The following is a 16,405-nucleotide window of genomic DNA, read 5'->3' as shown; positions in this document are numbered from 1 at the left end:
ATGACATAGGCAATATCTTAACATGGGTTTTTTCGTGGTTGCGTTATTTTTATCATCCACTGATGATTTACGCGACATGGATCTTCGTGTTAGAAATTAAAGGCCAATCCTTAAATTATTGATCGCGTATAAACTGGCGATAATAATCATTTAATTTTTGAATCGCCTGCTTCAACTGTAATAGATTTTCTTCAGTATTGCCTAAATGTAGAATAAAGCGTTGATGAGCAATTTCTAAATCAATTTTCTCATTGATGACAATTGCAGCAAAATATAAGGCTTTTAAATCATCAAACTTGCTCAGTTTACGGTTTGAAAAGTACCACAAACGTGCCGACCAATCATTGAGCACCACACCCTGCACGATATAACCTTGTAGTGGATCAAATTCAATTTGATGGTCTTGTAAAAACTGCTGTTCAGCAGAGAGTTGATCTGTTTTAAATAAACCGGTTAATTTATGCCACATTGCGATATATGCTCTTTGAGATTGACCTTATTTTAACGCAAGCGTAGGGTGTGTTCAGTTTGATTTTGATCAAAAAAAGGTGGTGCATTGAATGCACCACCTTTTTATAAATATAAAAAATATTAAATACTAAGGCGTCTGGTTAGCTTACGCGTGATAAAGGCTCATTTTGACTAATCACTTCTGAAACCAAATTACTAAATGAGAAGATCTCATCTAATTGTTGCTGAGTCAGCAGTTCGCGCTCTAACACCACTTGTGGAACAGTTTTATTCTCGGCAATACATTGTTTACCAATCTCATCACATTGCGCGTGACCTAAAATTGGATCCAACAGCGTCACAATACCAATGCTGCGCATCACATTATCGTAACAAGTCTGCTCATTGGCCTGAATACCTTGAATACATTTATGATCTAGGCTAACTACGGCACGCGTCAGCATTTCAATCGACTCGTTCATCGACACCGCAATCACTGGCTCCATAACATTTAACTGTAATTGCCCTGCTTCTGCGGCCAAAGTCACGGTTAAATCATTACCAATGACTTTATAAGCAATTTGATTCACCAGCTCTGGAATAACTGGATTTACTTTAGCCGGCATAATAGATGAACCGGCTTGTAATTCTGGTAAGTGAATTTCAGCCAAACCGGCACGCGGACCTGAACTAAGCAGACGTAAATCATTACAGATTTTTGATAATTTAACCGCAAGACGTTTAAGCGTGCTAGATAAAAGAATAAATACACCACAATCACTGGTAGCTTCTACATAATCTTCAGCGGCAACTAAATTCAAACCGGTGATTTTTTTTAAGGCTTGAATGGCTTCAAAAGCATAACCGTTTGGAGTGTTAATTCCGGTACCAATGGCAGTTGCACCCAAATTCACTTCTAATAACAGCTCACGTGTACTACGAATCAGGCGTAAATCTTCTTTAAGCAATGTGGCAAAAGCACGAAATTCTTGTCCCAACGTCATGGGTACTGCATCTTGTAATTGGGTACGCCCCATTTTCAATACAAACTGAAATTCGATGGCTTTGCTTTGCAAACTGTCAATTAAGTTTTGCAGCGGCAGGAATAGGTCATCTAGACCTGAATACGTGGCAATGCGTAAAGCAGTTGGATATACATCGTTGGTCGATTGAGATTTATTAACATGATCATTCGGATTGACATGCTCATACTGACCTTTATGCAAACCCAAATGCTCTAAGGCAATATTGGCCAAGACTTCATTGCTGTTCATATTCACCGAAGTCCCCGCACCGCCTTGATACACATCCAGCGGAAAAGCATGACCCCACTGTTCTGGTGCAGCAATCACTGCATTACAGGCAAATTGAATAGCGTCGCTGACAGATTCAGGGATTTGTTGAAATTTTAAATTGGTTTGTGCCGCAGCCTTTTTCACTTGTGCCAAAGCGCGAATAAAATGAGGATAATCACCAATTTTTTGGTTCGATACTTGGAAATTTTCTAAAGCGCGTAAAGTATGAATACCATAATAACATGTAGCCGGAACCTCCTTGGCGCCGAGTAAATCATGTTCCAGTCGGGTATTTTCTAATTTAACAATAGACACTTTAATATACTCACATTTGTGCACCAAGATTGTGCAATAGCAAAAATACTATACCTTTAAATGATTTTAAACAGCATAAAAAGATATTTATTTGGCAATGCTCTACAACTAAATACAAACTTTACGTAACAAGTGTAACAACGTGTAATGTTAATAAAAACTCGACCCGATACAGCCAAACCACACCTAAGAGAAGGTTCAACAACAGGCGAAAGTGATGAAGTGGATGCAGTGAAAAAAACCTTGCTTTATAAATGATCAAAAGTGCGCTCTTGATTGCTGTTTGCTTAAATAGCGCACATCTTCGGCTGAATTGTATCTGAAAATACATTGCGCTACACAACTTACTATGAAATCCTGCGCAATTGTAACGGAACGTAATTTTAGTTTTGTGCTTGAATCAGCTCCTTGCTGAATATGTATAAAAATTCATCTTGCACGGACGTAGCCATTGAGGACATAAGGATGAGCGCATGAGTCAACTCAACCCCACATTAATTACTTTTATTTTTTATATTATCGTTATGGTGGCCATCGGGTTATATGCCTACAAAGCCACCAAGAATTTCTCAGATTACATTTTGGGTGGCCGTAGCTTAGGCAGTGTGGTCACTGCGCTATCCGCCGGTGCATCTGATATGAGCGGTTGGCTGTTGATGGGTTTGCCGGGCGCCATTTATCTGTCTGGTTTATCAGAAGTTTGGATTGCCATTGGCCTAATTGTGGGCGCATGGCTGAACTGGCTGTTGGTGGCTGGGCGCTTACGTGTATACACTGAAATTCAAAACAACGCCCTGACACTACCGGATTACTTTACCAGCCGTTTTGCCGATCGTAAGCGTATTTTACGGGTGATTTCCGCTTTAGTGATTTTGGTGTTTTTCTCGATTTACTGTGCTTCAGGCATGGTGGCCGGTGCCCGATTATTTGAAAGTATTTTTGGCCTGTCTTATCACACCGCGTTATGGATTAGTGCCATTGCCACCATCAGCTATGTGTGTATTGGAGGTTTCCTAGCGATTAGCTGGACCGATACATTCCAAGCAGGACTGATGATTTTTGCATTGATACTTACCCCAATTATGGCGTATTTGGCCTTAGGTGATCATACTCAACAATTCAGTATGCTGATTGAAACTGCGCGACCACACGCCACCAACATGCTTTCTGGTTTAAGTGGTGTAGCAATTTTGTCCTCACTGGCATGGGGCTTAGGCTACTTCGGTCAACCGCATATTTTGGTGCGCTTTATGGCAGCTGAATCGGTTAAGACCATTCCCGCTGCGCGCCGTATTGGTATGACGTGGATGATTTTATGTTTAGCCGGTGCAGTAGGTACAGGCTTTATCGGGATTGCTTACTTCCAACAACATCCGGAATTGGCAGCTGCTGTGGCTCAAAATCCTGAAACCATTTTTATGGAATTGACCAAGATTTTATTTAATCCGTGGATTGCCGGCATTATTTTAGCCGCAATTTTAGCCGCAGTCATGAGCACATTAAGCTGTCAGCTTTTGGTCTGCTCAAGTACCTTAACCGAAGATTTATATAAATCATTCTTACGTAAAACCGCCTCACAAAAGGAATTGGTGTGGGTCGGTCGCTTTATGGTGTTGGCCATTGCTGTATTGGCCATTGCACTGGCCAGCAACCCAGAAAGTAAAGTTTTAGGTTTAGTGGCGTATGCATGGGCCGGTTTTGGTGCAGCTTTTGGGCCATTGATTATCTTGTCTTTGCTGTGGAAACGCATGACTTTAAACGGCGCAATTGTCGGGATTATCGTGGGTGCGCTAACGGTCATTTTATGGAAAAATCTATTGGCCAGTACTGGACTATATGAAATTATCCCTGGCTTTATTTTGTCCTTTATCAGTATTGTGGTGGTAAGCTTACTTGAAAAAGCACCCTCAGCAGAAGTGGTTCAACGTTTTGAACAAGCCGATGCACTGTATAAAAAAGAAATGGCCGAACTGAAAAATCAGGGCTAAACAGCTAAAAATTGCTTTAATCAACAGATAGGAATAAAGGGGCAACTGCCCCTTTTTCTTTGTCTTTATTTTGAGGGTTTACTTTTTAGATAAATTTTTGAGCTTTCTTTAATCACTTCCATGACTGGATAACTTCGGGTTTCTTTGACTCCGGGCAATCGCCATAAAATTTGTCCAGAGATTTTGCGAAATTCCTCCATATTGGCACAGCGAATTTTCACCACAAAATCGAATCCCCCACTGGTCATATGACACTCAACAATTTCTGGATACTGCATTACCGCGTCTGAAAATTCTTCCAAAACATTTGGCGTGGTTTTATCCAGTAATATTTCAACAAAAATCACGAAACTGGCATTGAGCATCTCAGGATTTAACTTGGCTTCATAGCCTAAAATAAAACCATCTTTGGCTAGCTTTTGCACTCGCGCCAAAGCAGCGGTGGCAGATAAGTTAACGGCTTCCGCCAGTTTTATATTGGAAATACGGCCATCATTTTGCAGAATATCTAAAATTTTGATATCCGTTTTGTCCAATGTCGAAATTGGGCTGCTCATCTGAATTATTCTCTAAAATGAATCAAAATTATAGTGAGTTATTCGTCGTTCTTTCTGTAATTATAAATTATATAAGGTAGTGCTCTCAACAAAAATATTGATCGTAACAGGACGTTGGTATAAAGATGATGGATACACAGACTCCGCTCAATTCAGCAAAAGCTCAGCTGGACGCTTTAACTGAATTCAAAGAAAAAACCGAATATGAAACGCAAATGAATACGGCTTGGCGTCGTGCTGAACCTGAATGCGTTGAACATCTACTCGACTACAGCCAAATGTCTAGCGAATTAAATCAGCGTATTTATGATCTGGCGTTTAATCTGGCACATACTTTACGCGAACGCAAAGGATCAGCCGGTAAAGCCGGCATTGTGCAAGGTCTGTTACAAGAATTTTCTTTGTCTTCGCAAGAAGGCATTGCGCTGATGTGTTTGGCAGAAGCATTGCTGCGTATTCCAGACAGTGCAACACGTGATCTATTAATCCGTGACAAAATCAATCAAGGCAATTGGAAAGATCATGTTGGGCAAAGTAGCCTGATGTTTGTCAATGCTGCGGCATGGGGTTTAATGCTGACCGGTAAACTGATGGAAACGCCTAAGCAAAATAGCTTATCGGGTGCATTAACCGGTTTATTGGCACGCAGTGGTCGCGGCATTATCCGTAAAGCCGTCGATGTGGCAATGCGCATGATGGGTGAACAGTTTGTGACCGGCGAAACCATCCAAGAAGCCTTACAACATGCTGAACCCTTAGAAGATAAAGGTTTCCGTTATTCTTACGATATGTTGGGTGAAGCTGCTTTAACGGCGCATGATGCCGATCGTTATTATCAAGATTATAGCAACGCTATTCATGCCATTGGTCAAGCCTCAACCGATAAAGACGTTTATGACGGCCCCGGTATTTCAATTAAACTTTCCGCCTTGCATCCGCGTTATCAACGTGCGCAAATTGAGCGCGTTCATAGCGAGCTGTATCCCAAAGTGTTGCAATTGGCAGAACTGGCCAAGCATTACAATATTGGTTTAAACATTGATGCTGAAGAATCAGAACGTCTAGAAATTTCTTTAGAATTGTTAGAGCGCTTATGCTTTGAACCCACCCTTGCCGACTGGAAAGGCATTGGTTTTGTGATTCAAGCCTATCAAAAACGCTGTTTCTATGTGGTTGATTATGTCGTCGACTTAGCAAAACGCAGTGATAAACGCTTAATGATTCGTTTGGTTAAAGGCGCCTATTGGGACAGCGAAATTAAAAAAGCGCAAATGGATGGCATGAGCGACTATCCGGTGTTTACCCGTAAAGTACATACCGATTTATCCTACATTGCCTGTGCGCAGAAATTACTGGCCGCACCGCAGCAAATTTATCCGCAGTTTGCCACGCATAATGCCCAAACACTGGCCACTATTTACCATTTAGCCGATCCAAACCATTATTACAGTGGTCAATATGAGTTCCAATGCTTACATGGCATGGGCGAACCGCTGTATGAACAAGTGGTCGGTGCAATAAGTGATAAAAAACTGGGTGTGCCCTGCCGTATTTATGCGCCTGTTGGTAATCATGAAACCTTGTTGGCGTATTTGGTGCGACGTTTGCTGGAAAATGGTGCCAACACCTCTTTTGTGAATCGCATTGCAGATAAAACTTTAAAAGTGGAAGATTTAATCGAAAATCCACAAAGCGAAATTTTAAAAAATGCTGCACAAGAAGCAAAAATTGGTCAATCTCATCCCGCAATTGCTTTACCCGATAATTTATACGGCGCACTACGTGCAAATTCATTCGGTCTCGATTTAGCCAATGATCAAGATTTAATCAGCCTAAACAACACGGCTCAAAATTTATATCAGCAGCAGTGGCAAGCCCAGCCTTTGGGTAAAAATCTAACGCTTGAAAACGCAGCACTTGATACAAGCCTTGCCCCGATTGCCATTTTAAATCCAGCGCAGCATAGCGATATTGTCGGCTATGTACATGAAGCCAGCACAGCACAAGTCAATCAAGCGCTTGAAAATGCAGCGCATGCGCAAATGGATTGGACAGCGACAGCCAAAAATGAACGTGCGGCCTGTTTACAACGTGCTGCGGATATGATGCAGGCTCGTCTAGCCGAGTTAATCGTTTTACTGTGCCGTGAAAGTGGTAAAATAGCAGCAAATGCGATTGCGGAAATTCGTGAAGCGATTGATTTTCTACGTTATTACGCAGCACAAATTCTTGATTTAGACCACGACACGCTTATTCAGCCTTTGGGTACGGTGCTTTGTATTAGTCCGTGGAATTTCCCGCTGGCTATTTTTACTGGACAAATCTCTGCGGCCTTGGCTGCAGGCAATACCGTGATTGCTAAACCGGCCGAGCAAACGCCACTGATTGCCGCCCTCGCCATTCAAATATTATGGCAAGCCGGTATTCCTAAGGATGTGGTGCAGCTTTTGCCCGGCCAAGGTGAAACCGTCGGTGCGCAGTTAACGGCAGATGTGCGTATTCAAGGAATTTTATTTACCGGCTCTACCGAAGTCGCCAAAATTTTACAAAATACACTGGCACAGCGCTTAAGTCACTCAGGTCAACCCATTACGTTGATTGCTGAAACTGGTGGTCAAAATGCCATGATCGTTGATTCATCTGCACTCACTGAACAAGTGGTCTTAGATGTGGTCAGCTCAGCCTATGACAGTGCCGGTCAACGCTGCTCAGCCTTACGTGTGCTCTGCGTACAAGAGGACAATGCCGATAGCGTGATTAACATGCTTAAAGGTGCAATGCAGCAATTACAGCTGGGTCATCCGCACTTATTAAAAACTGACATTGGCCCTGTGATTGATTTAGAAGCACAAAGTAATATTGAACAACATATTGCACAAATGCGTAGTAAAGGTCATGCAGTACATCAGCTTATGTTCAATGCACAGAATGACAGCAGCATCAGCCAAGGTACCTTTATTACACCCACGCTGATTGAACTGCCAAACTTAGATGATTTACAGCGCGAGGTTTTTGGCCCTGTTTTACACGTAATTCGCTATAAATATGGCCAATTATCGCAGCTACTAGAACAAATTAATGCCAAAGGCTATGGCTTGACCATGGGACTGCATACCCGTATTGATGAAACCATTCAAACTGTGATTGCGCATGCTGAAGTGGGCAACTTATACATTAACCGTAATATTGTCGGTGCTGTGGTGGGTGTGCAACCGTTTGGCGGTGAAGGTTTATCGGGTACAGGGCCTAAAGCTGGCGGACCGCTTTATCTTTACCGTTTAATGCAGCACTGCTCTGCTAAAAAATTAGCCATGCCATTTGCCACACAAGCGGCTCCACAGCAAGCGACTGTTCAGCCTTTATACGAGCTATTTCATACTTGGGCCACACAGACTTTCCCGCACTATGCACTCACGCCAGTACCCGCCTTTTGTGCCGGACAGCATTATGAATTACAAGGGCCAACCGGTGAAAGTAATCAATACGTGGTGCTCCCTAGAAACCGTGTGCTTTCTTTAGCTACTCATGAGCAGGATCAAATTCAGCAATGGTGTGCAATTTTTGCAGTCGGCAGTCAGCCTGTGGTCATGGCCGACAATCCTTTTGTTTTAAAATATCTGGCGCAGATGCCAAAAGAGATCAGTCATAGTCTAAAAGTCATTCAGCATATTGAACGCGATGACTTTGATGCAGTACTTCATCATGGTAGCGAACAGCAATTGCAACAATTGCAACGTCAAATTGCCGCACGCCAAGGTGCAATTATCGGGATCACGCATTTAAAACCATTGCAGCAGGATATTGCCTTAGAGCGCTTGGTCATTGAGCGCGCGATTAGCATTAATACTGCCGCGGCCGGCGGTAATGCCAGTCTCATGACTTTAACTTAAAGCAGCTGTTCGATCGGTATATTTTAAACCGGTTCATTTTCCGCTTCGCCAAATCTACAACTCCCCAATGCGGTGGATTTGGTGTCTTTTGATTATTCTTATTAATGCTCTCTGGTATTTTTGCTTCGATATTTTAGCCAGTGTATTCTATCCATACTGCATTAACACGCCACGCAGATTGCATCTTTAGCGCATATTTCTAGCTCTGAATCGGCAATAAGTTTAGTCATCCGATTCAAACTTTGTTACCATCCGTGTTTTCTATGTGTTTGTGATTTTTACTGCATATGACTTCAGCTTATCAGTTACAACTTGATGCCAAGATTGCCCGTATTTCTGCTCAATTTGCCGAATTCAACCCACCTGCTTTAGAAGTGTTTCAGTCGCCTGAACAAAACTTCCGTATGCGCGCAGAATTTCGGATTTGGCATACCGATGACGATATGTTCTATGCCATGTTTGAACGCAACGACGATAGCAATCAAAAGACCGTACTGCGCATAGATGAATTCCCCATTGCCGATCTAAGCATTAACGCTTTAATGCCTCAATTATTGGCCGCGTTAAAAGCCAATCCTGTTTTAGAATCACGTTTATTTGAAGCACACTTTTTAGCGACTTTAAGCGGTGAAATACTGGTTTCGCTGATTTATCACCGTCAACTAGACAGCGATTGGGAAGTGGCAGCCAAAGCGCTGGCTGAACAATTCAACATTAAATTGATTGGTCGTAGCCGCGGACAAAAATTTGTTTTATCCGATGAGTATGTGGTTGAAAAACTGCAAGTGTTCGAGCGCACTTATATCTATAAGCAAATTGAAGGTGGTTTTACACAGCCAAATGCCAAAGTTTGCCAAAAAATGCTGGAATGGGCATGTCATGCCGCGGAACAGTCTGAGAAAGATTTGCTGGAATTGTACTGCGGAAATGGTAATTTCACCCTACCGCTTTCCACCAAGTTTAATCGTGTTTTAGCCACTGAACTGGCCAAGTCATCGGTTTATGCGGCACAGTGGAACATTGAACAAAACCAGATTGAGAATATTCAAGTGGCGCGCCTGTCAGCCGAAGAATTTACCCAAGCCTATAATGGTGAACGTGAATTCCGCCGTCTGCAAGAAGCAGGTATTGATATCAGTAGTTATGATTTTGACAGCGTTTTTGTCGATCCACCGCGTGCAGGCATTGATGATGAAACACTGAAACTGATTCAGCGTTTTGAACGTATCATTTATATTTCCTGTAATCCAGATACCTTAGAAGACAATTTAAAGACTTTATCCAACACACATAAAATCACTAAGTTTGCGATGTTTGATCAATTTCCGTATACCCACCATGTGGAATGTGGTGTATTACTGCAAAAGATTTAAACAATTTATTTCAGTGTTAACATCTTGATGCTGTTTAAAAAAATGAAGTCTGAGCAGACTTCATTTTTTTATTGCATTGAAAATGAATTACTTATAATAAAATATAATATGTAACTGTCATAATCCCGTTAAATTTAGCCATTAGCATCGGAAAATTTAGAGTTCAACTGCTGCTTTTATCACTGATATGGCCTTGTATTATTTAGGGAATTGGCTATATTTCGTTCTATGTTAGGTTGAATGTGAAGTCTATATGAGTTTTTGGCAGAAGCTGTTTATTGCAGATCAACAGCAAAATGAGCACAAGAATCAAATCTCGTGTGTTGAAAATGATTATTCTTGTAAGTCAAATGAACAATTGATTCAGACTTTATCAAAGGCAGTCGATGAAGATGTCATCATTGGCATTAAAAAGCTGTTAGCTTCACGCGGTTATAGCCGCAAAGAGCTGAATGAGTTACAGCATTTACCCTTGCAATAGTACAGATTAAGCAAAAAAAAGCATTTGGCTCATCCCAAGTGCTTTTTTGTTTTAAAAGTTTGATCGGAAATTTTCTTTCGCGTGACTAAATAAGCACGCTATTTTTAAAGATTAAATCTGAGATATTTCCAGTGATAAAGCGCTTATCTTCGTTTTAAGCGCCGGTTTCGATTATTCTGAACAGTTCATTCAGCACGATTTTAGCTGTTTATGCGCTATGTCGAATAAATCATTAAGCGGATTAAAATAGTCGATTCTTCGCCGTAGACGCAGTAAACTAGCGTCGTCATAACTTATATGGGCAACGTTATTGGTCATACCTAGGATGCAACAGCAAAATATACGATTTCCTTTAGGCGCACACCTTATTGTTAAACACTTAGGCTATTCCCATCATGGTATTTATGCAGGGCGTGGTCGTGTGATTCATTATTCAGGTTTTGCACATCTCTTTAAAAAACGCCCGATTGAAATCACCTCGATTGAAAAATTTAGCTTTGGTAAAACCATTGTTCAGCAAGACTATCAGCACCCAAAATTTAAAGGGCGCAAAGTGGTACGGCGCATGCGCTCACGCATGAATGAAAACAACTATCACCTGATTATCAATAATTGCGAACATTTATGCACATGGGCCATTACCGGTGTAGAAAGCAGTCCGCAGGTTCTGCGTATGATGAACCGTCTAACCACTATTGGCTATATCAGCTCGATCATGAGCTATATGAGCAGTATGTTGCTCACCATCACCACCACCTGTTTTGCATTGGTGCTGTATATCAAGAAAAAATTACGTGATAAAGCCAAACATAAAGATGCCGATGACTTACTGCTCAAAGCCAGTGAACATAAAAACCCGTAATTGCGTGCAAAACTCTATACAGGTTTAAAGCAGATTGCCTTGATGCGCCGCAATGGCAGGCGGCAAGTCCTGCTCTAGCGAACAGAGTATTTCACGTTCTATACTGCGGACAATCGAATTTAAAGCCAGATCATTTTCCTGAATGCCAAAGGGTTCTTCAAGCTCTGCACTTAAGGCATCTAAACCTAAAAATAAGTACGCAATCAGCGCAACAATCACTGGTGTCCAAATCCCCAAACTGGACTGCAAGCTAAACGGCAGAATAAAGCAGAATGAATACACGGCGCGGTGTAGCAATACCGAATATGAAAATGGTAACGGGGTTGATGAAATTCGGTCACAACCGGCATGAATATTGCCAATGGCAACTGTATGCTGCGTTAAGCTGCTATAAATAATATCGCTAATCTCAGCACGCTTATAAAGTGCAGCCAAATCTTTTTGCGTGATTTCCAATAAATACTGAGGTGGATTGATATGCTGACTCAGTATCTGCCATTGCTGCGCTGTGCATTGAATCTGTGTGTGATCATGTTCAAATGCGTGTGTTTGCTTACGTAGTCGATCACGCAGTAAATGACTAAACAGCATAACGCGGTACAGCAACACTTGACGTGGCTTATCCTCTAGCACATGGCTATCACGGATCACATGCCGTGAACTGGCAATTAACGCGCCCCACAACTGCCGCCCTTCCCACCAACGTTCATAACAGGCCGTATTTCGAAAGCTCATAAAAATCGACAAGATCACTCCAAAAACAGTGAAACCAATCGCGGGAACTTCCGGCACTGAAACATAATGATGGACGGATAAATACACCAAGGTCGTCGAGATGAATACCACCATCATCAGCGCAAGAAAGACTTTAGGCAAAATGGTGCCATGCCAAGCAAACAGCAGTGCAAAACTATTGGTTTTATCTCGAATAATCACGGCAATTCCTGAGCGATATACATGAAAAAGCCCAACCTAAGTTGAGCTTTTGTGGCTTATTTCAGCATAGTGCTATTCAGATTGAATGACAATCTTTGCCTGAAATAGAGTGCTTAAGTTATTTACCCGGTTTAAAGCTATCGCGTAAATCTAAAATACGGTTAAACACTGGCTTTTCAGTCGTATGATCATATTGATCCGCCACGAAGTAACCTTCACGTTCAAACTGAAAACGATCTTCTGCTTTTGCCTGTGCTAGTGCAGGCTCAATGATCGCCTGTAATACAGTTAAAGAATCAGGATTTAAGTTGGCTAAGAAGTCATCATCTGCATCCGGTGCCGCTTTGTTAAACAGACGATCATAAATTCGAACTTCTGCGGCAATACCTTGTGTTGCAGAGACCCAATGTAGAACGCCTTTGACTTTACGTCCTTCAGGGTTTTTCCCTAACGTGTCTGGATCGATTGAACATTTCAGCTCGACCACTTCGCCATTGGCATCTTTAATCACTTCATCGCATTTAATCACGTAAGCATGACGTAAACGCACTTCGCCTTGTGGAATTAAACGCTTAAAGCCTTTTGGCGGTACTTCTTCAAAATCTTTACGATCAATGTAAATTTCTTTAGACAAGGGAATAACACGTTCGCCCATATCCACATTCGGATGGCGCGCATGGGTTAAATCCATATCTTCAGGTAAGTTGGTTAAGGTCACTTTCAGAGGATTCAGCACTGCCATACCGCGTGCGGCATTATTTTCCAGCGATTGACGAATACAGAACTCCAGCATGGCCACATCGACAATACCATCAGTTTTTGAGACCCCAACGCGCTTACAGAAATCACGTAAGCCTTCCGCGGTAAAGCCACGACGACGCATTCCAACCACGGTTGGCATACGCGGATCATCCCAACCTTGTACATGGTGACCTTCAACCAATTTACGTAATTTACGTTTAGAGGTAATGGTGTAATCAATATTTAAGCGGCTCGATTCGTACTGATGCGGTACTGAAGCCGATTTAACTTTTTGTACCACCCAATCGTAAAATGGACGGTGATCTTGAAACTCTAAAGTACACAGCGAATGGGTAATGCCTTCAATGGCATCAGACAATGGATGCGCATAGTCGTACATCGGGTACATTTTCCATGTATCGCCCGTTTGATGATGCTCAGAATGCAGTACACGATACAAAATTGGATCGCGCATATGCACGTTAGGAGAGGCCATATCAATTTTGGCACGCAGTACCGCTTTGCCCTCGCCCAACTCGCCATTATTCATTTGTACAAAGCGTGCTAGATTTTCTGCAATTGTACCGTCACGATAAGGAGAGTTTTTACCCAGTTCGATAAAATTACCGCGGTTTAAACGAATTTCTTCTGGCGATTGCAGATCAACATAGGCATCGCCCTGCTCAATCAGCTGTACCGCCCACGCATGCAATTGCTCAAAATAACTTGAGGCATAGCGCGGCTCGCCATTCCATTCAAAGCCTAACCATTTTACATCGTTGGCAATGCCATCCACATATTCTTGTTCTTCGGCATCCGGATTGGTATCGTCAAAACGTAAATTACATACGCCGCCAAACTCTTGGGCAATGCCAAAATTCAAACAAATGGCTTTAACATGGCCAATATGCAAATAACCATTTGGTTCGGGTGGGAAACGAGTCACCACCTGCTGAGTACGACCTGCTGCAAGATCGTCAGTGATGACTTGACGGACAAAGTCTAAGCCCAGCTGTTGTTCTTGCTGCACAGCATCGACAGATTGAGTGTTTGTTGTCGGGTTATTTGGCAGGGATGAAACAACATCATTCGGCTTCATAGTTGATAAATCACTTCTATAATATAAAATAGGATAATAAAACCGCATTTCTGTGCGTATTAACAAAGAAAATAAAGTTTTTTGCTTGCCTTGTAGTTTACAGTTTGCTTATGCTTCTCTCAACCAAAAAACCATGGGTTTTTAGACCCATGATCAGGAGATTACACAATGAGTTTTCCTCAAGTTGAATTAAACACCAATAAAGGACGTATTGTTCTTGAACTGAATGATGAAAAAGCTCCAATTACGGTGGCTAACTTTCTTCAGTACGTACGTGACGGTTTTTATGATGGTGTGATTTTCCACCGTGTCATTGAAAACTTCATGGTTCAAGGCGGCGGCATGGATGAAAACTTCAAAGAAAAAGCCACACGCGATTCTATTGAAAATGAAGCAGACAACGGTTTAAGCAATGACGAAGGTACTGTTGCTATGGCACGTATGCAAGCGCCGCATTCTGCTTCTGCTCAGTTCTTTATCAACGTTAAAAACAACTCATTCCTTAACCACAGCGGTAAAACAGCGCAAGGTTGGGGTTATGCCGTATTTGGTAAAGTTGTTGAAGGCCTAGACATTGTTGAAGCCATCAAAAACGTTCCTACTGGCAACCGTGGTTATCACGCTGATGTACCTTTAGAAAACGTAGTCATTGAATCTGCTAAAATTATCTCTGAATAATTTTAGTGTCGCCTTTGTGAAGCACAACTTTGCGAAGGCGACATACTTTAAAAGGAAATAGCGTGACCTATTTGTTTATCGCAGATTTACATTTGTCACCTGAACACCCTCGACTGGTTCGGGGGTTTTTAGATTTATTAATCCATTACCAAAATAAAAATACTCAGTTATATATCTTGGGAGATTGGTTTAATGCGTGGATTGGCGATGACTACAGCGCTGCATGGCTAGATGAAGTGGTTGAAGCGCTAAAACAGTTTCATCACGCCGGCAATCAGATTTATTTTCAAGTGGGAAACCGCGACTTTGCTCTTGGTCAGCGCTTTTTAAAGCAATTTCATGCCAGCTTACTGCCAGATATCGACACCTTAACCATCGGTCATCTTCATATTCGTTTAGAACACGGCGATTTACTCTGCACAGATGATGTCTCGTATCAAAAATTCCGTAAAATCATTCGCAATCCGCTACTTTTGGGTTTTCTAAAAAGCATGCCTTTAAGTTTCCGGCAAAAACTGGCCAATGGCTTCCGTCATAAAAGTGCAGCAACCAAACAAGTAAAATCTTATGCCATTATGGATGTTAATCAGCAGGCAGTTGTACAGGCCATGCAGTCGGTAGATGTCCTAATTCACGGCCATACGCATCGTCCGAATGTTCATATGGTGAATAATAAAAAACGTATTGTATTGGGTGATTGGCGCGCACATGAAGCACAAATTTTAGAAATAGATGACAATCAACCAGAGCAAGACTTACAACTAAAAACATGGTGCTACTGAGTTTTTTTAGTTGTAAGCGTTTGCTGTATTTTAAGCAATCATTAAAGTAATCTTTATCGTATTAGAACCATTTGCAGCATGGCAAATGAAAATTAATTTTTTATATAATTCAAATCTCTGCTTCTAAAAACTGTAGCGTATTAAAGTCAATAGTGCTAAACAACTAAGGTCTAAGCCTAATCTGTTATATTAAATTTTAAGGTAGACTGTTTTAAATATACTGAATAAATGGAGTGTTCATTGATGGATCTATTAACTGTTTCTAAAACGCGTTATACCACTAAAGCGTATGATGCCACTCAAAAAATTCCAGCAGAAAAAATTGCACGCTTACTGGAAATTCTGCGCCTGACGCCCTCCTCGATTAATATTCAACCTTGGCATTTCTTTGTTGCCGATAATGATGCTGCAAAGCAGCGCATCGCCAAAGCCTTGGTGGGGAAATATGCCTATAACGCAGCGAAAGTTTTAGATGCATCACACACGATTTTATTTTGTACCAAAGCCGATATTGACCCGCAACATCTTGATCACTTACTCAGTCAAGATGAAATTCAGGGGCGCTTTAAAGATGCAAATGCCAAACAAGGACAAAAAGACGCACGTGCAGGCTATGTCGATTACTATCGCAATGAAAAAGGTGATATTCAGCGCTGGGCAGAAAATCAAACCTTTATTGCTTTGGGGCAATTGTTACTCGCCGCCGGCATTGAAGGTATTGATGCAACGCCAATGGGTGGCTTTGATGAGCAGATTCTCAGTGAAGAATTACACTTAAAAGAAAAAGGCCTGATTCCTTCAGTGTTACTGACACTGGGTTATCGTAGTCAACATGATTTCAATGCTGAGCTGCCAAAATCGCGCTTAAGTGCCGAAGAAATTTTCACTCAACTTTAATTTAAGCCTAAAGACAGTAAAGTGTGATATTTTTGGCATTTTATTGTCTTTAGGGGCTTAT

The 16,405-nt window shown here is 41.7% G+C and carries 13 protein-coding genes; 8 read left to right on the top strand and 5 right to left on the bottom strand.

Translation table 11 applies throughout. The features are described 5' to 3' along the window. Positions 1 to 115 precede the first annotated feature (115 nt). A complete protein-coding gene (locus tag SE27_RS06905) occupies positions 116 to 469 on the bottom strand; it encodes a hypothetical protein (RefSeq protein ID WP_039622037.1) in 354 nt (117 codons plus the stop codon). A 142-nt stretch (positions 470 to 611) separates the two neighbouring features. Continuing rightward, positions 612 to 2,060: an aspartate ammonia-lyase gene (gene aspA, locus SE27_RS06900; protein WP_171160668.1), complete on the bottom strand. Its 1,449-nt coding sequence runs from the start codon at positions 2,058 to 2,060 to the stop codon at positions 612 to 614. Positions 2,061 to 2,533: 473 nt separating this feature from the next. On the opposite strand from aspA, the gene putP reads away from it, so the two are divergent. Next, positions 2,534 to 4,048, top strand: a complete 1,515-nt coding sequence (gene putP, locus SE27_RS06895) for a sodium/proline symporter PutP (RefSeq protein WP_039622035.1) — start codon at positions 2,534 to 2,536, stop codon at positions 4,046 to 4,048. Between the two features lie 65 nt (positions 4,049 to 4,113). Here putP and SE27_RS06890 read toward each other — a convergent pair whose 3' ends face one another. Then, on the bottom strand, positions 4,114 to 4,605 hold the full coding sequence (locus SE27_RS06890) for an Lrp/AsnC ligand binding domain-containing protein (RefSeq protein WP_039622033.1): 492 nt from the start codon (positions 4,603 to 4,605) through the stop codon (positions 4,114 to 4,116). 125 nt (positions 4,606 to 4,730) lie between these two features. Between SE27_RS06890 and putA the strand changes: the two genes are divergently transcribed. From putA to SE27_RS06870, 4 genes are all read left to right on the top strand, one after another. Next, complete coding sequence (putA, locus tag SE27_RS06885) at positions 4,731 to 8,495, top strand: trifunctional transcriptional regulator/proline dehydrogenase/L-glutamate gamma-semialdehyde dehydrogenase (protein WP_039622031.1); 3,765 nt, start codon at positions 4,731 to 4,733, stop codon at positions 8,493 to 8,495. Between the two features lie 287 nt (positions 8,496 to 8,782). Further along, positions 8,783 to 9,868 carry a tRNA (uridine(54)-C5)-methyltransferase TrmA gene (trmA, locus tag SE27_RS06880; protein WP_039622029.1) on the top strand — a complete coding sequence of 362 codons (1,086 nt, stop codon included), beginning with the start codon at positions 8,783 to 8,785 and terminating at the stop codon, positions 9,866 to 9,868. Between the two features lie 253 nt (positions 9,869 to 10,121). Next, a complete protein-coding gene (locus SE27_RS06875) occupies positions 10,122 to 10,349 on the top strand; it encodes a hypothetical protein (protein WP_039622027.1) in 228 nt (75 codons plus the stop codon). A gap of 325 nt (positions 10,350 to 10,674) precedes the next feature. After that, a complete protein-coding gene (locus tag SE27_RS06870) occupies positions 10,675 to 11,211 on the top strand; it encodes a lecithin retinol acyltransferase family protein (RefSeq protein WP_039622025.1) in 537 nt (178 codons plus the stop codon). A gap of 24 nt (positions 11,212 to 11,235) precedes the next feature. Here the strand turns inward: SE27_RS06870 and SE27_RS06865 are convergent, their stop codons facing one another. Both SE27_RS06865 and SE27_RS06860 read right to left on the bottom strand, forming a co-directional pair. Next, positions 11,236 to 12,147 (bottom strand): bestrophin family protein, encoded by a 912-nt coding sequence (locus tag SE27_RS06865; RefSeq protein WP_039622024.1) that lies wholly within the window; start codon positions 12,145 to 12,147, stop codon positions 11,236 to 11,238. 118 nt (positions 12,148 to 12,265) lie between these two features. Beyond that, positions 12,266 to 13,987 (bottom strand): glutamine--tRNA ligase/YqeY domain fusion protein, encoded by a 1,722-nt coding sequence (locus SE27_RS06860; protein WP_039622022.1) that lies wholly within the window; start codon positions 13,985 to 13,987, stop codon positions 12,266 to 12,268. A 168-nt stretch (positions 13,988 to 14,155) separates the two neighbouring features. On the opposite strand from SE27_RS06860, the gene SE27_RS06855 reads away from it, so the two are divergent. The 3 genes from SE27_RS06855 to nfsB all read left to right on the top strand — a co-directional run bounded on the left by SE27_RS06855 (position 14,156) and on the right by nfsB (position 16,344). Beyond that, on the top strand, positions 14,156 to 14,665 hold the full coding sequence (locus tag SE27_RS06855) for a peptidylprolyl isomerase (RefSeq protein ID WP_039622020.1): 510 nt from the start codon (positions 14,156 to 14,158) through the stop codon (positions 14,663 to 14,665). A gap of 62 nt (positions 14,666 to 14,727) precedes the next feature. Then, positions 14,728 to 15,447, top strand: coding sequence for a UDP-2,3-diacylglucosamine diphosphatase (locus tag SE27_RS06850; RefSeq protein WP_039622018.1), 720 nt, complete (start codon positions 14,728 to 14,730; stop codon positions 15,445 to 15,447). Between the two features lie 243 nt (positions 15,448 to 15,690). Next, on the top strand, positions 15,691 to 16,344 hold the full coding sequence (nfsB, locus tag SE27_RS06845; RefSeq protein ID WP_039622016.1) for an oxygen-insensitive NAD(P)H nitroreductase: 654 nt from the start codon (positions 15,691 to 15,693) through the stop codon (positions 16,342 to 16,344). The last annotated feature ends 61 nt before the right edge of the window (positions 16,345 to 16,405 follow it).

The organism is Acinetobacter harbinensis (assembly GCF_000816495.1).
Classification (GTDB): Bacteria; Pseudomonadota; Gammaproteobacteria; order Pseudomonadales; family Moraxellaceae; genus Acinetobacter; species Acinetobacter harbinensis.
This window is presented reverse-complemented; position numbering and strand designations above follow the sequence as displayed.